Raw genomic sequence first — 18,533 nt, 5'->3', positions numbered from 1 at the left:
AGTATTCTGATTATCCCCTAATGAAAGGAACTGACCGTGACACTCAATGAAATTGTCACCATAGTGACGGACTTTACACGCGAACATGAAGTATGGGCGCTTCCTATTATTTTCTTTCTGGCTTTTGGGGAATCTCTGGCATTTTTGTCGCTTCTGTTACCTGCAACGGTTATTTTACTTGCGCTCGGTGCTTTGATTGGTGAAAGTAATATTACTTTCTGGCCAATATGGCTAGCAGCAGCACTCGGCGCTTTCTTTGGGGACTGGCTTTCTTATTGGTTTGGTTATCATTACAAAGAAAATGTACGCCATATGTGGCCGATTTCTCGTAACCCGCAAATGATTGATAAAGGGCAGCGTTTCTTTGACCGATGGGGTATTTGGGGCATTTTCTTTGGGCGCTTCTTCGGGCCTTTGCGAGCCATTGTTCCCTTGGTTGCAGGGATTTGCGCCATGCCACAACGGCATTTCCAACTCGCTAATATCGCTTCTGCGATGATTTGGGCATTTGGTATTCTAGCGCCTGGGGCATTAGGCTTGAAATGGTTTGCGAGCTGGATAGGCTAAGCTTGCGAAGCGCTTCGCAAAATTTTCTTCCATGGCTAAATTACCTCTGGACACTTATACAGTATCCCATTACCTTACACTAGACTTTGTAAAGTAAGGATTTAACCGTGGATACCTCTCTTTTATATGCTGTTATTGGTGCGTTGAGTGGCGTTTTAGTTGGTGGCTTGGCAACGTGGTTCTCTATTGCCCAAAAAATTACGCAAAAAGATCAGGAACTGCAACAACTCAACCGCCAACTTGCGGCAAGTGACGAAAAAAATATTCACCTTGCGCAATGGAAAGAAGAATACGAAAGGCTAGATCAAGAGCTGCGTACTCAAAGGGATATTAACCGAGAACAAGAAGCAGAGCTTCGCGAGGTAATCACTCGTTTTGAACAGAACCAGCTAGCCAACGAAGAAAAACAGCGTATTTTACAAAATAGTGAACAACGGCTGACGGCACAATTTGAAAACTTAGCCAATCGTATTTTTGAGCAAAATGAGCGTCGTGCATCTGAGCAACAACAAAAAAGCCTATTGGCGATGTTGTCACCTTTTCGCGAGCAATTAGAAGGTTTTCGTCAGCAAGTTCAACAAAGTTTTGGCGAGGAAGCCAAAGAGCGTCACACTTTAGCCTATGAAATTCGGCAATTACAGCAGCTCAATAATCAAATGACCAAAGAGGCAGTTAACTTGACACGAGCACTGAAAGGGGATAACAAAATTCAAGGGAACTGGGGGGAAACCATTCTTACTCGGATCCTCGAAGTCTCAGGTTTACGTGAGGGAAGTGAATTTGAAACTCAAGTTAGTATCAATACAAGCTATAATAGCCGCTATCAACCTGATGTGATTATTCATCTTCCAGAAGGGAAAGATGTGGTTGTTGATGCAAAAATGTCGCTGGTTTCCTATGAACATTACTTCAATAGCGAAGATCCACATGAACAGCAACAAGCGTTAAAAAATCATGTGGCATCTATCCGTAATCACATGCGTATGTTGAGTCGTAAAGATTACCACCAGTTACCGGGAATTCGTTCACTGGATTACGTTTTAATGTTTATCCCTATTGAACCTGCGTATTTACTGGCTTTGAAAGAAGCTCCCGAGTTACTTGATGAAGGAATTAAACAGAATATTATGTTAGTTTGTCCTTCAACATTGCTAGTCGCAGTGAGAACGATTAATAATATTTGGCGGTATGAACGCCAAGGGCAAAATGCTCAGGAGATAGCAAATAGAGCAGCAAAAATGTATGACAAGCTGCGTTTGTTTGTAGATGATATGCAGGTTTTAGGCACCAGTCTTGATAAAGCAAATAATACTTACCTATCGGCAATGAAGCGTCTTGCTCAAGGGCGTGGAAATTTAATTAGCCAGGCGGAAAGTTTTAAAGAGCTAGGGGTCGAAATTAAGCAACCTATCCCGCCTCAATTGGTTGAGCGGTCTGAGACGCCTAATTGTGCGGAATCTTAGACTTCTGATAGGGTTTTGGCTCAAAGACTGTTACACTTCCTACAAAAGTTTGAATGATAAGCAGGCATAAGAGAAATGACTGAACCAACTAAAGAAACCATTGATTTCGGTTTCCGTACTGTCGGCAAAGAAGATAAAGCTGGCCTAGTAGCGAATGTTTTTCACTCAGTAGCATCAAAATATGACTTAATGAATGATTTGATGTCATTTGGTATTCATCGTATTTGGAAGCGTTTTACCATTGAGGCGAGCGGAGTACGTCGTAATCAGCGAGTACTTGACCTTGCGGGTGGAACGGGTGACTTAACCGCTAAATTTTCACGTTTAGTGGGCGAAAAAGGCGAAGTCATACTCGCAGACATTAATGATTCAATGCTAAAAATGGGGCGTGAGAAATTACGTGATCTTGGTATTGTCGGTAATGTTAATTACGTGCAAGCCAATGCGGAAGAGCTGCCATTCCCTGATAACTATTTTGACTGCATTACTATCTCTTTTGGTCTGCGTAATGTCACTGATAAAGACAAAGCGCTACGCTCTATGTTCCGAGTGTTGAAGCCAGGTGGGCGTTTATTGGTATTAGAGTTCTCAAAACCAGTTATTGAGCCACTGAATAAAGCTTATGATGCCTATTCATTCCATATACTCCCTCGTATTGGTCAAGCGATCGTTAATGATCCCGATAGCTATCGCTATTTAGCTGAATCAATCCGCATGCATCCAAACCAAGAAACACTAAAAGGTATGATGGAAAATGCAGGGTTTGAACAGGTTTCCTACACCAATATGACAGGTGGAATTGTCGCATTGCATAAAGGGTTTAAATTCTAAGATGGAAGCACCATCAACACATACCGAAAACCAAAATACAGTTTTGTATTCTTTGATCACAGCATTGATGGAAACCTCTCTTAACCACATGTTGTTCAAAGAAAAAGTTCTACAGCCAGCTAGGATGCGTTTGGCAGGCAAAGTTATGGCAATTGAACTTAAAGAACTGAATAAAACGTTGACGCTCGTTTTTGCTGAAAATCATGTTGATGTGTTAAGCCAGTGGGTTGAGCCTGCGGACTGTACCATTAAAACATCCATCTTCACGCTCGTTAAATTGAAAGACAAACAGCAATTATCTCAACTTATCAATCGTGGTGATATCGTGATTGAAGGGGATATGCAAATTGTACAGCACTGGTCTTCTTTGCTTGACTTAGCTATTTGGAACCCTGCTCATTATCTGTCTCCTTACATTGGTGATGTTGCAGCAGAGGGCCTTAGTAAGTTCCTGAATAAAGGTGTTTGTCTTGCATCTCATTTAGTAAAACGGCAAAAAACGTATATCAAAGACGCCATTGTTGAAGAATGGAAAATGGCACCTAGCCAGCTTGAACTCGCTCATTTTAGTGATGAGGTTGAGCAAGTGGAATATTCAATGAGTGCGCTTGAGCAACGGTTAAGCCAGTTGGAGGAGAAGCATGACACCCGGTGAAATAAAACGACTTTACTTCATTATTCGGGTTTTTCTCTCTTACGGATTAGATGAGTTAATCCCCAAAATTAAACTAACGTTACCATTAAGAATTGGTCGCTTAGGTTTCTTTTGGATCAGAAATAAGCATAAAGACAAAGCATTAGGTGAAAGGCTTCGTCTCGCCCTACAAGAACTCGGGCCGGTTTGGATCAAATTTGGCCAAATGCTATCGACTCGTCGAGATCTTTTCCCACCCGCAATCGCAGATCAACTTTCGCTATTGCAAGACAAAGTGGCGAGTTTTGATGGCAAACTGGCACGAAGCTATATTGAAGAATCCCTCGAAGGCCCTTTAGAACAATGGTTTGATGATTTTGATGAACAAGCTTTAGCTTCTGCATCTATTGCTCAGGTTCATACCGCAACGTTAAAAGAAAATGGCAACGATGTTGTCATCAAAGTTATTCGCCCTGATATTCTGCCAGTTATTAAAGCTGACATTAAATTAATGTACCGCATTGCCAATTGGGTTCCGTTGTTGCCAGATGGGCGGCGGTTAAGACCAAAAGAAGTCGTGCGTGAATACGAAAAAACGTTGATTGATGAGCTTAATTTGCTCCGTGAATCAGCAAATGCCATTCAGCTTCGTCGTAATTTTGAAAACAGCGCCATGCTGTATGTGCCAGAGGTCTATCCAGATTATTGTCGTGAAAATGTGATGGTCATGGAGCGTATCTACGGGATCCCAGTTTCTGATATTGCTGCGCTTAAAGCGCAAGGAACCAATATGAAACTGCTGGCAGAGCGTGGTGTTAAAGTCTTCTTTACACAAGTTTTTCGCGACAGTTTTTTCCATGCAGATATGCATCCAGGAAATATCTTTGTTAGCTACGATCATCCAGAAGATCCTCAATACATAGGGATAGACTGTGGAATAGTCGGTTCATTGAACAAAGAAGACAAACGTTATTTGGCAGAAAACTTTATTGCGTTTTTTAATCGTGATTACCGCAAAGTAGCAGAACTACACGTTGACTCAGGCTGGGTTCCTTCAGACACGAATGTGGAAGACTTTGAGTTTGCTATCCGTACGGTATGTGAACCTATTTTTGAAAAACCATTGGCTGAAATTTCATTTGGGCAAGTGTTATTGAATTTATTTAATACAGCACGTCGTTTCAACATGGAAGTTCAGCCACAGTTGGTATTATTACAAAAAACATTATTGTATGTTGAAGGGTTAGGTCGGCAGCTTTACCCGCAGCTTGATCTCTGGAAAACAGCAAAACCATTCCTTGAGGATTGGGTTCATAGCCAAGTAGGGATACCTGCAATTACTCAAGCATTAAAAGAAAAGGCACCGTATTGGGCAGAAAAAATGCCTGAAATTCCTGATTTAATTTATGGTGCATTACGGCAACATAAGTACTTACAATCAAACATAGACCAACTAACGCAACAACTGAAAAGTCAGCGTAATAAACAACGTAAATCTCAGTACCTTTTAGGTATAGGTGCCACATTTATTCTCTGTGGGAGTATGTTCCTTATTTCGAATCTCACCCCGTTTGGTATTGTGTTTATGGTGGCAGGAGCACTGTCTTGGTTGTTTGGTTGGTGTAAAACTGGCGGAAATTAAGTAAACTTTGTTTTGCGACAAGTTTATAAGGCTGTGAACATTTCCGTATTTTGTGTTGGTTGTATATAATAGATCTAACAACAATTGATCCCAAAACTATAGAGGTATTAACAATGGAATCAACTATTGCAATGGCTGCTTTCGGTAGTCCTTGGCAACTCATTATCATTGCTTTGCTTATTATTTTAATTTTCGGCACCAAAAAATTGCGTTCTTTAGGCTCGGATTTGGGGGAGTCACTCAAAGGCTTTAAAAAAGCAATGAATGATGACGAAAAAGCAAAAGCAGAACAAGAAAAGCAAGATGCTGACTTCGCACCTAAAAATATTACTGAACAACAGGCTGCTGAAAAGAAAGAAAGCCCAGTTGAGAGCAAAAACAAAGAGCAGGGTTAAACCGTGTTTGACATAGGTTTTAGTGAACTGTTGCTTGTTGCAGTTATTGGTCTCGTTGTATTAGGCCCTGAGCGGTTACCAGTGGCAGTGAGAACTGTCGCTGGGTGGATCCGTGCGATGCGCTCTATGGCTGCAAATGTACAAAACGAGTTATCGCAAGAATTAAAGCTGCAGGAGCTACAAGAAACGCTGAAAAAGGTGGAAGAAAAAGCTAATTTAGAAGCGCTTTCTCCGGAACTTAAGCAGTCTATGGAAGAACTGCGTACAGCGGCACAATCGCTTAAAAGCGATTACCAAGCGACAACTAATGATATTGAAACAGAGTTAAACAAAGCAAAAGAGATCACTGACAGTTACGATAGTGCTGTAAAGGAAGCGAAAGATAATACTCAGCAACCTGAAGAGTCTGATCCAAACCCTGAACATGCAGCTAAAATGGCGGCAGTTGTTGAGGAGGAGCAGAAACCGGAAGATTCAGCCGCTGTGAAAACAGTAGAATCACTCGATGCTAATGTAAAAAACTCTAATCAAACTGAAAGTGAAAAATAACACATGGCTGTAAATGATACACAACCACTTATTAGCCACCTCATTGAACTTCGTAAACGGCTACTCAACTGTTTAATTACAGTTTTAATTGTTTTTGCTGCGCTTGCTTATTTTTCAAATGATATCTATCGGCTGGTTGCAGCTCCTTTGATTGATAAGCTGCCAGTAGGTTCGCAAATGAGTGCGACGGATGTGGCGTCTACATTCTTTACCCCAATTAAATTGACAATGATGGTTTCGGTTTTTGTATCGATCCCAGTTATTCTCTATCAAATATGGGCTTTCATTGCACCTGCCTTATACAAGCATGAACGTAAACTCATGTTGCCTTTGCTTGTTTCAAGTAGTTTCTTGTTTTATTTGGGAATGGCATTTGCCTACTTCGTTGTTTTTCCGCTCGCATTTGGTTTCTTTGTTAAAACAACCCCAGATAGCGTTAACTTTATCCCAGATATCAGTAAATACCTTAGTTTCGTCATGACATTATTCATGGCTTTTGGTGCTGCATTTGAAGTCCCTATTGCAATTATTTTACTGTGTTGGACAGGCGTCACTACACCTGAAGCCCTAAAACGTAAACGTCCTTATATTTTAGTCGGGGCATTTATCGTTGGGATGTTTTTAACGCCGCCTGATGTTCTCTCTCAAACTTTACTTGCTGTTCCTATGTATTTGCTCTTTGAGCTCGGTGTTTTACTATCCAATTTCTATGTTGGCAAAGGTAGAAATCGACAAGAAGGCGTAGAGGAAGAAGAAAAAGAAGAGTCCTAATTTGCGTTAACCTATCGTTATTCAATACAGAATGATGAAAAGCCCTCTAAGAAGGGCTTTTTTATTACTTCAATGCTTAATCTGTATTTTTTTTAAACTGTGTATTATCAACTACTTTGGGGACGCTTTTATTTAAAATATTCAGCAAAAGAATAGAACGGTACTCACCATTAGGTTCAGCAAAAATAGCTTGCACCCCCGCAAAAATACCTTCGGTAATAGTCACTTGGTCACCATGCTTTGGTATATCTGGCGCGACAGAATAACTAATAGGGGTTTGTTGTAGGAGTTCAATAATCTCTTCAGGGACTTCCGTCGGCAATTTGCCAAAACGAATAAAATGGCTGACCCCTCTCGTTGACTGGATTGTTGTCGTATGAATTTCATTATGATCAAATTTCACAAATAAGTAATTTGGAAACAGAGCTTCTTGCACAGTCGTTCTTTTTCCTCTAACCACTTTTTCCATTTCAGTCATGGGCGTCATACAAACAACATTCTGTCGATTTAAATGCTCCATAGCGCGTTCAATTTGGCCTCGTTTGCAATAAAGCAAATACCATTTTTCCATTTTTTTGAATTCCATCTGACAAAACTATGTTTATGATAACAAATTACGACATAACAATGTGACTAATGAATAACAGCACCATATCATTGATATTCATCAGTCTATATTAATCGAATATAGTCTTATGATAACTGTAATGCAAAAACCAAATCAGTAGGAGACATAATGGATATCTTTTTGTTGAGTAACGGCAAGCTACCAGGCAACCCTGTATGGCTAAGCTACGCTTTACCTCGAATCAAAGAAATGATTGCTCGTAAGAACATAAAGTCAGCGGTTTTGGTTCCTTATGCAGTTCTTCGTGGCTCACATGACGAAAGAGCAGAGCAGCTTTCCGAAGCGTTGGGAATAAAAGTTACATCAATTGAGCATTTTTCTAGTCCAGTGGACGCGATTGAGCAGGCAGAATGCATTCTTGTAAGTGGCGGCAATACTTGGTGGTTGAATAAATGCCTACATGAGAATGGGTTGATCGTTGCGATTCAACGCGCAGTTCGTGAACGTGGCGTGCCATATATCGGCTGGAGCGCAGGATGTAATGTAGCGACACCAAGTATTCGTACTACGAATGATATGCCTGTGAGTAACGCAGCAATTATGCCATCTTTAGGGCTATTCCCATTACAAATTAATCCTCATTATATTGATGCTCACATCTCTGGTCATATGGGAGAAACTCGTGATGAGCGATTACAAGAATTTTGTGTGATTAATCCTCATGAAGTTGTTGTTGCGCTCAGGGAAGGAAGTGGGTTACAAATTAAAGGTAATGAACTTCATTATTTCAGTGGAAAAGATGAAGGTTTTAAACTATTTCAGCATAATAAAACATTCTCAGAGCAATTTAATACATTACTATTAGAAAAATTAGTCCCTTTTGATTGCCAGTAAAATGGTATACTAAACCAGAAAAAGATTGATTTTTAAGTGCTTTAGACAGTAACTTGTAACCTTGGCCGGACGTCTTATAATGGGACTCCCTCTGTAACAGTAAAAGAAGATAATGAAATACCGTGACCTTAGAGATTTCATCTCGCAACTTGAAAAACAAGGCGAGCTAAAACGCATTACAATGGAAGTCGACCCCTATTTGGAAATGACAGAAATTGCAGATCGTACACTAAGAGCAGGGGGACCGGCCCTATTATTTGAAAATCCCAAAGGCTATAACATGCCTGTCTTGTGTAACCTGTTTGGAACAACTAAACGTGTTGCGATGGGGATGGGGCAAGAAGATATAAAAGCTTTACATGAAGTAGGCAAATTACTGGCGTTTCTGAAAGAGCCTGATCCACCGAAAGGTTTCCGTGACCTTTTTGATAAGCTTCCAAAATTTAAACAAGTGTTGAATATGCCAGCTAAACGGTTAAGCTCAGCGGCTTGTCAGGAACAAATTTGGGCAGGTGAAGACGTTGATCTCACAAAAATACCTGTTATGCATTGTTGGCCAGAAGATGCTGCCCCTCTAATTACATGGGGTCTGACGGTGACTAAAGGCCCACATAAAGAAAGGCAAAACTTAGGTATTTATCGTCAGCAAGTTCTTGGAAAAAATAAAGTTATTATGCGTTGGCTATCTCATCGCGGTGGTGCTTTGGATTTTCAAGAATGGTGCCAAGCACATCCCGGTGAAAAATTTCCTGTTGCAGTTGCCCTTGGTGCAGATCCTGCGACCATTTTAGGTGCGGTAACACCAGTTCCTGACACATTATCAGAGTACGCTTTTGCGGGGTTGTTGCGTGGTAATAAAACCGAGGTTGTTAAATGCATATCGAATGACCTCGAAGTTCCTGCTGGCGCTGAAATTATTTTAGAAGGGTATATTGAACCGGGTGAAATGGCCCCTGAAGGCCCTTATGGTGACCATACTGGTTATTATAATGAAATAGATAATTTCCCAGTATTTACTGTAACTCATGTGACTCAGCGTCGTGATGCAATTTATCATTCAACTTATACGGGAAGGCCACCAGATGAGCCCGCAGTATTAGGGGAAGCCTTAAACGAAGTCCTTGTTCCCATTCTTCAAAAACAATTCCCTGAAATTGTTGATTTTTATCTTCCTCCTGAAGGGTGCTCGTATCGTCTTGCCGTTGTGACAATGAAAAAACAATATGCAGGACATGCTAAAAGAGTCATGATGGGAGTCTGGTCATACCTGCGCCAATTCATGTACACTAAGTTTGTTATTGTTTGTGATGATGATATTAATGCACGAGACTGGAAAGATGTCATCTGGGCAATTACAACCCGTATGGATCCTGCTCGTGACACAGTAATGATGGAAAATACGCCCATAGATTATCTCGACTTCGCTTCTCCTGTATCAGGATTAGGCTCAAAAATGGGGCTTGATGCCACCAACAAATGGCCGGGTGAGACAGATCGTGAGTGGGGGCGTCCTATTGTAATGACAGAGAGCGTTAAATCTCGCATTGATGATATTTGGGAACAGTTAAATATTTTTGACACAAAATAAGAGGGAAACCATGGCAACTTTAAGCTGTAAAGTAACATCTGTTGAATCTATCACGGATACGGTTTATCGGGTGATTTTGTTGCCAGATGGTCCTTTTCATTTTAAAGCAGGTCAATATTTAATGGTCGTGATGGATGAGAGAGATAAGCGACCATTTTCAATGGCTTCTACACCGAATAATAAAGAAACTATTGAATTACATATTGGTGCTTCTGAGATTAATTTATACGCAATGGCTGTCATGGATAGAATTTTAGACCAGAAACGTATAAATATTGACATTCCTCACGGTAAAGCTTGGTTTCGGGAAAATAGCAGTAACGCAATGATCTTAATTGCAGGTGGGACCGGTTTTTCCTATACCCACTCTGTATTACTTGCAGCTTTAGCTGAAAACTCGGATCGTGATATCACTTTCTATTGGGGGGGGCGCCAATTGGAACACTTATATGACCTTGGTGAATTGCAGGCCCTCAGTGAAAATTACCCTAATTTGAAGATCACTCCAGTTGTAGAGCAACCAGACGAACTATGGCGTGGTAGAACAGGAACAGTCCTGAGCGCAGTATTAGAAGATTTTGGTGATTTGTCCAGTCATGATATCTATATCGCAGGCCGCTTTGAAATGGCTAAAATAGCGAGAGAGCGGTTTTGTAGTGAGCGAGGAGCTAAGGCAGAACAACTCTTTGGAGATGCTTACGAATTCATTTAACCCGTCCTACTTCAAATTGTAGGGGTGTTGATTTCGCTCATTCGCCCTAGTCACATACTTTTGTATGCTCCTAGGGTCTCATTCACTTACCGCCTATCGATAATCTTTAAATTTTTCGTGGCTATTTGGCCAGAAAAAGGCAAAAAAAAACCGCCCCTGACTAGGCGGGAACATCGACAAAATACAATGTTTGCGAAAACTAAAACTAAATTGTTAAACACGCTCAATAATTGTAGCAATACCTTGGCCGAACCCGATGCACATGGTGGCTAAACCAAATTGTTTATCGTTTTGTTCTAATTGATTAAGCAATGCTGTTGAAATTCTTGCTCCTGAGCATCCCAAAGGGTGGCCTAGCGCAATGGCCCCACCACTGAGATTTACTTTATCATCTAGTTGATTTTCTGATAGCTTTAAGCCTTTTAAGCATGCAATAGATTGCGCTGCAAAAGCTTCATTTAATTCAATAATATCAATATCATTTAAAGTTAGTCCTGCGCGCTTTAAAGCGAGTTCACTTGCTGGCACCGGGCCAAATCCCATGATCGATGGATCGCAGCCAACAACTGCCATTGAGCGTATTTTAGCTCGAGGCTTAATGCCTTGCTGTGTGGCATAACTTTCGCTGGCTAGCAGCATCGCAGATGCACCATCAGATAGAGCAGATGAATTACCTGCGGTCACTGTACCACTAGCAGGATCGAAGGCGGGGCGAAGAGCAGCCAAACCTTGAAGGCTTGCATCAAAGCGAATCACTTCATCATAATTTACCGAAATGAGGTTACCAGTGGCATCATGGCCACTAATTGGAACGATCTCGTTATTGAACTTCCCTTTTTCCGTTGCTAGAGCTGCAAGTTGGTGAGACCTTAATGCAAATGCATCTTGCTCTTCTCGGCTAATTTTATACATTTTGGCAAGCATTTCAGCGGTTAATCCCATCGCTCCAGCGGCTTTAGCAACACGTAAAGTCAGTTTAGGGTTGAAATCTATACCATGAGTCATTGGGACGTGGCCCATATGCTCAACTCCACCAATGAGTACTGATTTTGCATCACCTGTCATAATTAACCGGCTCGCATCATGTATCGCTTGCATTGATGAACCACAAAGGCGATTTACTGTAACGGCAGGAACCGTATGAGGTATATCTGTGAGTAATGCTGCATTTTTAGCAACATTAAACCCTTGCTCTAGTGTTTGCTGAACACAACCCCAGATGATGTCATCCAATTCTTTTTTACTTGAGTTTGGATTACGTTCAAAAATCGCATTCATGAGGTGCGCAGAAAGGTCTTCAGCTCTAACATGGCGAAATACCCCACCTTTTGAACGGCCCATTGGTGTACGTATTCCATCAATAATGACGACATTTTCCATAGAATTAACCTCTCGCAACTTTTTTGACATCAATCGCCACTACTGGTGGCTGTGGGTAATATCTTGCATTGGTAGCCGCTTTTTCTTTTAAGCCGCTAGGCGCGTGATATAGAGGACTCAAGTGCTGCAAAGATTCCGTTGTTTTTAAGTAAGATTGACTACCTAAGGTATCTAAATAGCAGAATACTCCCCCTCTAAATGGTGGAAAGCCTAAACCGTAAACTAAAGCAATATCTGCATCCGAAGGGCTTTGGATAATGCCTTCCTCTAAGCAACGAACAACTTCGTTGATCATTGGAGCCATCATTCGAGCAATAATTTCTTCTTTGGTGAATGAGCGTCTTGTTGAGCAAATAGTAGCAAGTAGTTCATCCGTCCGCGGATCATCAACTTTTTTCGGTTTCCCTTTTTTATCTTTTTCATATTGATAAAACCCGTGGCCATTTTTTTGGCCAAAACGTTGTTGTTCATACATCACATCAATGGCATTTTTGCCTTTTTTTCCCATTCGTTCAGGAAAACCTTGAGCCATAACTTGTTCTGCATGAAAAGCAGTATCAATACCAACCACATCAAGAAGATAAGCGGGCCCCATTGGCCAGCCAAACTCTTTTTCCATGACTTTATCTATTTCTCTAAAGTCAGCCCCATCTTGTAACAGTAAGTTAAAGCCAGCAAAGTAAGGAAAAAGTACTCGGTTAACAAAGAAGCCAGGGCAGTCATTGACAACAATAGGGGTTTTCCCCATTTTATTGGCGTAGGCAACAACCTTAGCAACAGTGTTATCAGAAGTTTGTTCTCCGCGAATAATTTCGACTAATGGCATTCGATGCACAGGGTTAAAAAAGTGCATTCCGCAGAAGTTTTCTGGGCGCTTTAGTGATTTAGCGAGGGTTGAAATTGGAATAGTTGATGTATTTGAAGCCAGTATAGTTTCACTTGTTACTAAGGACTCAACTTCAGCTAATACAGCAGCTTTGACTTTAGGGTTCTCAACAACGGCTTCAACGACGATTTGGCTATCTTCTATGCCATTGTAAGATAATGAAGGATGAATAGATGATAAGGTCGCCGCCATTTTTACAGCTGTAATTTTTCCACGCTCAAATTGGTTATTTAATAGCTTTTGTGCCTCTTCAATCCCTAATTCTAATGACTTAACATTAATATCTTTCATTAAAACAGGTACGCCTTTGCTGGCAGACTGATAAGCAATGCCTCCGCCCATAATTCCTGCGCCTAATACGGTGGCATGTGTTGGAATCTCAATACGTTGTGCGATCTTTTTACTATTTGACTTAACTTGTTGGTCATTTAGAAAAATACTCACTAACGCACGTGCAACATCACTATGCGCTAGAGGAACAAATGCGGCTGTTTCATGCTTCAGGGCCTCATCGCGGGTACAATTTGCTGCCTTTTCTATTGTATTCACAGCCGCCATAGGGGCTGGATAGTGTTTGCCTGCAACCTTATACACCATTCCCTTAGCGACATTGAAACTCATCGTTTGCTCAATAGGTTTCAATTGCAGAGGGCTAAGTTTAGGTTGGCGTTTTTGCTGCCAATTGAAGGCTCCGGTGATTGCAGATTCAATGAGTTGTAGCGCTGATTGTGCGAGAGCTTCTGTATTAACAACGGCATCAATAAGGCCAAGTTTTAAAGCTTGAGAGGCATCGATATCTTTACCCGCAGTAATAATTTCTAATGCGCTATCCAAACCAATTAATCGAGGTAGCCGAACAGACCCACCAAAGCCAGGCATGATCCCAAGTTTCGTTTCAGGAAGCCCAATTCGGGCATCAGGGGAGGCGATACGAAAATCAGTGGATAAAACACATTCACAACCACCACCTAGTGCATAGCCATTAATGGCGCAAATCGTTGGAACAGGCAGGTCTTCAATACGATTAAATATACTGTTAGCGTAGTGTAACCAATCACTTAGTGTTTCTTTTGATGCTTCAAAGAGTGACAGAAACTCTTTGATATCAGCGCCAACAATAAAAGCGGGTTTATCAGAACGGAAAATTACACCTTGCAGCTCGGTTTGTTGCTCAAGAACAGACACGGCTTCATCAAGTGAAGCAACGGTGTGGGTGTCCAATTTATTAATTGGCCCTGGTGAGTTAAAAACCAGTTCTGCAATCCCTTGTTTCAACCATTGAATATAGATAGTGTCACTTTGATAAAGCATTCTGCTCTCCTCTACGTGGTAGTGTTATCTGGTACGACCAGATGAAAAGAGTGTGACTAGAATGTTAATTAATTGCAAATGATTAATGACAAAAATGGAAGGTTGGTCACAGCAATTAAGTGAAATAATTAATGATTTAAATGATAAATGTATTATATATCAATTAATTAATTAGGGTTTGCAACAGAGTGCATATCCGTTAATAACAGAACGTGGTAAGCTTAATTTTTCTAATTAATGCTGAAAGGTTGAAGGAAATGGAAAAACTGACTGCACTCTACGCTGAACACATTAAAACGTTACAAAACAGAACTCAGCAAGTTTTACAGCGCAGCAAATTAGATGCCATATTGATTCATTCAGGTGAACCCCTACGCATCTTTCTTGATGATAGCGACTATCCGTTTAAAGTTAACCCTCATTTCAAAGCGTGGGTACCTGTTATCGATGTTCCACATTCATGGTTATTAGTTGATGGCATAAATAAGCCTAAGCTATGGTTTTATTCCCCCGTTGACTATTGGCATAGTGTTGAGCCACTACCGAACAGTTTTTGGACCAAAGATATTGAGCTAATCCACTTAAAAAATGCGGATGACATCAAAACGCTTCTCGCAAGCTTATCAAAAGAAAATGTTGCCTATATAGGCTCAGCAACAGCACGAGCAGAATCTTTAGGGATTTCTTTGCATAATATCAATCCCAAATCGGTTTTAGATTACTATCATTATCATCGTTCTTATAAGACAGATTATGAGCTTTACTGTATGCGAGAAGCTCAAAAAATGGCTGTAAATGGGCACCTCGCTGCTCTCGAAGCATTCCGTGCAGGTATGAGCGAATTTGATATTAATGTCAGTTACTTACAATCTACCGGTCATCGAGATACCAATGTGCCTTATGGTAATATTGTTGCGCTGAATGAAAATGCGGCGGTATTACATTACACGAAACTACAGCAAACTGTGCCGAACGAATTACGCAGTTTTCTTATTGATGCAGGCGCTGAATATAATGGCTATGCTGCTGATATTACGAGAACTTATGCGGCGAAAGGTAAAGACGAATTTGCTGAATTGGTTGCAGATGTCAACACAGAGCAGCTTGCTTTAATTGATACGATTAAGGCAGGTGTCCGCTATACTGATTATCACGTGGATATGCATCATAGGATTGCTAAGATACTGATTAAACATGATATTGTTAAAGATATTAGCGAAGGGTCGATGGTGGAAAGTGGCTTAACAACGCCATTTTTACCTCATGGTTTAGGCCATCCACTTGGGTTACAAGTTCATGATGCTGCAGGTTTTATGCAAGATGATAGTGGTACTCATCTCGCAGCTCCTAAAATGTATCCATTCTTGCGTTGTACTCGTGTTTTAGAACCTAAAATGGTGTTAACTATTGAGCCTGGGCTCTACTTTATTGAATCTCTGTTATCTGAATGGAGAAATGGGGAGTTCAGCCAACACTTTAATTGGGATAAAATCGAGTTCTTCAAACCTTACGGTGGAATCCGCATTGAAGATAATATCGTGATCCATGCAAATCGTATTGAGAATATGACTCGAGACTTACATTTACGTTAATGAAACCTTATTTAATACCGGCTGAAACCATTTCTTTTACAGAAGAAATCAAAAAAAGCCAATTTATTACGTATTTAGCTCATACAGATGGTATTGAAGCGGCAAAAGATTACATTCAATCGATTAAAGCTCAATACCCAGATGCCCGGCACCATTGCTGGGCATTTGTTGCTGGTCGGCCTGATGATTCACAAAAATTGGGGTTCTCTGATGACGGAGAGCCGACAGGAACAGCAGGAAAACCCATCATGGCGCAACTATTAGGTAGCAATCTAGGGGAGGTTACCTGTGTTGTTGTACGTTATTTTGGTGGGATAAAACTAGGCACTGGTGGGCTAGTTAAAGCTTATGGAAATGGTGCCCAGCAAGCATTAAAAATATTACCAACAAAGACAAAAGTACCACAAAAAATCTTTAATTTAGTGTGCGACTATTCATTGATTAATGCGATTGAACAACTGCTTGTCCAAGTGAATGGCACAGTTTTACACAGTGATTATAATGAAACTGTCTCTTTACAAATTGCAATTCCTGCCACTCTTGAGCAGGAAGTCAATGATAAATTACGCGATATAAGCCGTGGAGCCTTAACGCTCACGTCAGAATCACAATAGTAAACAGTTTTATCAAGGAACCTGCCGAATGCATTTTCGTGCAATAACCCGTATAGTCGGGCTGCTTGTCATCATCTTTTCTTTTACCATGGTTATTCCTGGTATTGTCGCGCTAATTTATCGTGATGGTGCAGGGCGAGCTTTTAGCCAGACTTTTGTTACTGCTTTGCTAATTGGCCTTTTTTTGTGGCTACCAACCCGTAATAGCCGGCACGAACTGAAAGCAAAAGAAGGCTTTCTTATCGTTGTTTTATTTTGGACGGTACTGGGAAGCGTAGGGGCATTACCTTTTATTTTTTCTGAAAGACCTAATCTTTCGGTAACTGATGCTTTTTTTGAATCGTTCTCAGGATTGACGACTACAGGTGCGACAACGTTAACAGGGCTTGATTCCCTACCCAAAGCTATTTTATTTTATCGGCAGATGCTTCAATGGCTTGGGGGGATGGGGATTATTGTACTTGCCGTTGCAATTTTACCACTTTTGGGTGTCGGGGGAATGCAGCTATATCGTGCAGAAATGCCGGGTCCTTTGAAAGACAATAAAATGCGGCCTCGTATTGCAGAAACAGCAAAAACATTATGGCTTATCTATGTACTGCTAACCATTGCCTGTGCGGTTGCTCTATGGATAGCCGGTATGGATGTTTTTGATGCTATTTCTCACAGCTTTTCGACTATCGCTATTGGTGGGTTTTCAACTCATGATGCTAGTATTGGTTATTTCAATAGTCCTGCGATTAACACTATCATTGGTATTTTCCTGATTATCTCTGGTTGTAACTTCGGTTTGCACTTTGCAGTATTAACTGGACGTAGTTTAGGGATTTATTGGCGCGATCCTGAATTTAGAATGTTTATTAGCTTCCAGTTTGTCTTGGTGGTTATTTGTACCTTAGTACTTATGTTCCATTCTGTTTATAGTAGCTTTGGTCAAACACTTGATCAGGCATTCTTCCAAGTCGTGTCCATGGCGACAACGGCTGGATTTACGACAGATAGCTTTTCTGGTTGGCCTCTTTTTTTACCTATGCTGCTATTGTGCGCCGCATTCGTTGGTGGATGTGCAGGCTCGACAGGTGGTGGGTTAAAAGTTATTCGTATATTGTTACTTTTCTTACAAGGCTCGCGTGAGTTAAAGCGCCTAGTTCACCCAAATGCAGTCTACACAATCAAATTAGGACAACGCGCATTACCTGAAAGGATCATCGAAGCTGTTTGGGGCTTCTTTTCTGCATATGCACTGGTCTTTGTCGTCAGCTTATTATTACTGATTGCTACAGGAGTTGATGAATTCTCTGCTTTTTCAGCAATTGCAACGACACTGAATAACTTAGGGCCAGGGTTAGGGACTGTGGCTGATAATTTCACAACGATGAACCCTACAGGCAAATGGATATTAGTTGTCACGATGTTATTTGGGCGTTTGGAAGTTTTCACTTTATTAGTGCTACTGACTCCCACTTTTTGGCGTGAATAGTTGGGTACAATTAATAAATAATATTACCTATATAGAAATGATATTAATTTAGGAACAATAATGAGCTACTTACTTTTACACTCCAGTACGGATGGGCAAACTAAAAAAATTATTCTAAAAATGGCGGAGCAACTGAGAAACTCAGGTCGTGAGTGTGATATTCGTGATTTAAATACTGACCAACAGCTTAATTTATCAGGCTACGATAAAGTATTAGTAGGGGCATCCATTCGTTATGGGCATTTCAATAAAAAACTACAACGCTTCGTGCTTTCTCATCAAAATCAATTGAACTCAATGAAGACGGGTTTTTTTGCTGTAAATTTGACGGCAAGAAAAGAAGGCAAGAATACGGTAGAAACCAACGCATATACGCGAAAATTTTTAGAAGCATGTCCTTGGAAGCCTACATTGAAGTCTGTTTTTGCCGGAGCGCTGTTTTATCCACGTTATACATGGTTTGATAGAATGATGATTCGTCTAATAATGAAAATGACAGATGGCCCAACCGATCCAAAAACAGAGATTGAATATACTAACTGGGAAAAGGTTGCTGAATTCACAGTTGAATTTGATGATTTGTAGTTCACAATTTCAACAAAACGTAGTTATTTTGTGTGATTTGTTTAATAAATCATCGCTTGATGAAATAAATC

Annotated in this window: 18 protein-coding genes; 15 read left to right on the top strand and 3 right to left on the bottom strand. The window is 40.7% G+C overall.

Going from position 1 to position 18,533, the window contains the following annotated elements; genetic code table 11:
* Positions 1-36: 36 nt before the first annotated feature.
* From PR725_RS18020 to tatC, 8 genes are all read left to right on the top strand, one after another.
* Positions 37-567 (top strand): DedA family protein, encoded by a 531-nt coding sequence (locus PR725_RS18020; protein ID WP_004914898.1) that lies wholly within the window; start codon positions 37-39, stop codon positions 565-567.
* A 107-nt stretch (positions 568-674) separates the two neighbouring features.
* On the top strand, positions 675-2,030 hold the full coding sequence (gene rmuC, locus PR725_RS18015) for a DNA recombination protein RmuC (RefSeq protein WP_109912573.1): 1,356 nt from the start codon (positions 675-677) through the stop codon (positions 2,028-2,030).
* Positions 2,031-2,105: 75 nt separating this feature from the next.
* Entirely contained in the window at positions 2,106-2,861 is a 756-nt protein-coding gene (ubiE, locus tag PR725_RS18010; protein WP_047756010.1) for a bifunctional demethylmenaquinone methyltransferase/2-methoxy-6-polyprenyl-1,4-benzoquinol methylase UbiE, read from the top strand.
* Position 2,862: 1 nt separating this feature from the next.
* Positions 2,863-3,516 carry a ubiquinone biosynthesis accessory factor UbiJ gene (locus tag PR725_RS18005; RefSeq protein ID WP_004914888.1) on the top strand — a complete coding sequence of 218 codons (654 nt, stop codon included), beginning with the start codon at positions 2,863-2,865 and terminating at the stop codon, positions 3,514-3,516.
* Complete coding sequence (gene ubiB / locus PR725_RS18000) at positions 3,503-5,137, top strand: ubiquinone biosynthesis regulatory protein kinase UbiB (RefSeq protein WP_272569928.1); 1,635 nt, start codon at positions 3,503-3,505, stop codon at positions 5,135-5,137. Before PR725_RS18005 ends, ubiB begins: the two co-directional genes overlap by 14 nt.
* A 113-nt stretch (positions 5,138-5,250) precedes the next feature.
* Positions 5,251-5,532: a twin-arginine translocase TatA/TatE family subunit gene (tatA, locus tag PR725_RS17995; protein ID WP_004260812.1), complete on the top strand. Its 282-nt coding sequence runs from the start codon at positions 5,251-5,253 to the stop codon at positions 5,530-5,532.
* 3 nt (positions 5,533-5,535) lie between these two features.
* Positions 5,536-6,081 carry a Sec-independent protein translocase protein TatB gene (tatB, locus tag PR725_RS17990; RefSeq protein ID WP_004914882.1) on the top strand — a complete coding sequence of 182 codons (546 nt, stop codon included), beginning with the start codon at positions 5,536-5,538 and terminating at the stop codon, positions 6,079-6,081.
* A gap of 3 nt (positions 6,082-6,084) precedes the next feature.
* Entirely contained in the window at positions 6,085-6,852 is a 768-nt protein-coding gene (gene tatC / locus PR725_RS17985; protein ID WP_109912571.1) for a Sec-independent protein translocase subunit TatC, read from the top strand.
* Positions 6,853-6,928: 76 nt separating this feature from the next.
* Here tatC and rfaH read toward each other — a convergent pair whose 3' ends face one another.
* Positions 6,929-7,423, bottom strand: coding sequence for a transcription/translation regulatory transformer protein RfaH (rfaH, locus tag PR725_RS17980; protein ID WP_272569927.1), 495 nt, complete (start codon positions 7,421-7,423; stop codon positions 6,929-6,931).
* A 165-nt stretch (positions 7,424-7,588) separates the two neighbouring features.
* Between rfaH and pepE the strand changes: the two genes are divergently transcribed.
* From pepE to fre, 3 genes are all read left to right on the top strand, one after another.
* Positions 7,589-8,314, top strand: coding sequence for a dipeptidase PepE (gene pepE / locus PR725_RS17975; RefSeq protein WP_109912570.1), 726 nt, complete (start codon positions 7,589-7,591; stop codon positions 8,312-8,314).
* A gap of 112 nt (positions 8,315-8,426) precedes the next feature.
* Positions 8,427-9,902, top strand: coding sequence for a 4-hydroxy-3-polyprenylbenzoate decarboxylase (gene ubiD / locus PR725_RS17970; protein WP_004914873.1), 1,476 nt, complete (start codon positions 8,427-8,429; stop codon positions 9,900-9,902).
* Positions 9,903-9,912: 10 nt separating this feature from the next.
* Positions 9,913-10,614 (top strand): NAD(P)H-flavin reductase, encoded by a 702-nt coding sequence (gene fre / locus PR725_RS17965; protein ID WP_004914872.1) that lies wholly within the window; start codon positions 9,913-9,915, stop codon positions 10,612-10,614.
* A 213-nt stretch (positions 10,615-10,827) separates the two neighbouring features.
* Here fre and fadA read toward each other — a convergent pair whose 3' ends face one another.
* Together fadA and fadB are read right to left on the bottom strand one after the other, a co-directional pair.
* Positions 10,828-11,994 (bottom strand): acetyl-CoA C-acyltransferase FadA, encoded by a 1,167-nt coding sequence (gene fadA, locus PR725_RS17960; RefSeq protein ID WP_004914870.1) that lies wholly within the window; start codon positions 11,992-11,994, stop codon positions 10,828-10,830.
* Positions 11,995-11,998: 4 nt separating this feature from the next.
* On the bottom strand, positions 11,999-14,191 hold the full coding sequence (fadB, locus tag PR725_RS17955) for a fatty acid oxidation complex subunit alpha FadB (RefSeq protein ID WP_109912569.1): 2,193 nt from the start codon (positions 14,189-14,191) through the stop codon (positions 11,999-12,001).
* 257 nt (positions 14,192-14,448) lie between these two features.
* On the opposite strand from fadB, the gene pepQ reads away from it, so the two are divergent.
* Genes pepQ through hemG form a run of 4 tightly spaced genes read left to right on the top strand, consistent with a single transcriptional unit; the run spans position 14,449 to position 18,462 of the window.
* On the top strand, positions 14,449-15,783 hold the full coding sequence (gene pepQ, locus PR725_RS17950; protein ID WP_272569926.1) for a Xaa-Pro dipeptidase: 1,335 nt from the start codon (positions 14,449-14,451) through the stop codon (positions 15,781-15,783).
* Positions 15,783-16,397 carry an IMPACT family protein gene (locus tag PR725_RS17945; protein WP_109912567.1) on the top strand — a complete coding sequence of 205 codons (615 nt, stop codon included), beginning with the start codon at positions 15,783-15,785 and terminating at the stop codon, positions 16,395-16,397. The genes pepQ and PR725_RS17945 overlap by 1 nt, the downstream gene beginning before the upstream one ends.
* A gap of 28 nt (positions 16,398-16,425) precedes the next feature.
* Positions 16,426-17,877, top strand: coding sequence for a Trk system potassium transporter TrkH (trkH, locus tag PR725_RS17940; protein ID WP_004914863.1), 1,452 nt, complete (start codon positions 16,426-16,428; stop codon positions 17,875-17,877).
* A 60-nt stretch (positions 17,878-17,937) separates the two neighbouring features.
* Positions 17,938-18,462 (top strand): menaquinone-dependent protoporphyrinogen IX dehydrogenase, encoded by a 525-nt coding sequence (hemG, locus tag PR725_RS17935; RefSeq protein ID WP_109912565.1) that lies wholly within the window; start codon positions 17,938-17,940, stop codon positions 18,460-18,462.
* Positions 18,463-18,533: the final 71 nt, after the last annotated feature.

The organism is Providencia sp. PROV255, from assembly GCF_028478065.1.
GTDB lineage: Bacteria > Pseudomonadota > Gammaproteobacteria > Enterobacterales > Enterobacteriaceae > Providencia > Providencia rettgeri.
The sequence above is the reverse complement of the archived record's forward strand: the minus strand, read 5'-3'. Positions and strand labels throughout refer to the sequence as shown.

Excerpts from the sequence above, each read along its gene's own strand:
- trkH (WP_004914863.1), top strand. The coding sequence starts at position 16,426 with ATGCATTTTCGTGCAATAACCCGTATAGTCGGGCTGCTTGTCATCATC.
- pepQ (WP_272569926.1), top strand. The coding sequence starts at position 14,449 with ATGGAAAAACTGACTGCACTCTACGCTGAACACATTAAAACGTTACAA.
- rfaH (WP_272569927.1), bottom strand. The coding sequence starts at position 7,423 with ATGGAAAAATGGTATTTGCTTTATTGCAAACGAGGCCAAATTGAACGC.
- ubiD (WP_004914873.1), top strand. The coding sequence starts at position 8,427 with ATGAAATACCGTGACCTTAGAGATTTCATCTCGCAACTTGAAAAACAA.
- tatC (WP_109912571.1), top strand. The coding sequence starts at position 6,085 with ATGGCTGTAAATGATACACAACCACTTATTAGCCACCTCATTGAACTT.
- PR725_RS18005 (WP_004914888.1), top strand. The coding sequence starts at position 2,863 with ATGGAAGCACCATCAACACATACCGAAAACCAAAATACAGTTTTGTAT.
- fre (WP_004914872.1), top strand. The coding sequence starts at position 9,913 with ATGGCAACTTTAAGCTGTAAAGTAACATCTGTTGAATCTATCACGGAT.
- ubiB (WP_272569928.1), top strand. The coding sequence starts at position 3,503 with ATGACACCCGGTGAAATAAAACGACTTTACTTCATTATTCGGGTTTTT.
- ubiE (WP_047756010.1), top strand. The coding sequence starts at position 2,106 with ATGACTGAACCAACTAAAGAAACCATTGATTTCGGTTTCCGTACTGTC.
- fadB (WP_109912569.1), bottom strand. The coding sequence starts at position 14,191 with ATGCTTTATCAAAGTGACACTATCTATATTCAATGGTTGAAACAAGGG.
- tatA (WP_004260812.1), top strand. The coding sequence starts at position 5,251 with ATGGAATCAACTATTGCAATGGCTGCTTTCGGTAGTCCTTGGCAACTC.
- fadA (WP_004914870.1), bottom strand. The coding sequence starts at position 11,994 with ATGGAAAATGTCGTCATTATTGATGGAATACGTACACCAATGGGCCGT.
- PR725_RS17945 (WP_109912567.1), top strand. The coding sequence starts at position 15,783 with ATGAAACCTTATTTAATACCGGCTGAAACCATTTCTTTTACAGAAGAA.
- hemG (WP_109912565.1), top strand. The coding sequence starts at position 17,938 with ATGAGCTACTTACTTTTACACTCCAGTACGGATGGGCAAACTAAAAAA.
- pepE (WP_109912570.1), top strand. The coding sequence starts at position 7,589 with ATGGATATCTTTTTGTTGAGTAACGGCAAGCTACCAGGCAACCCTGTA.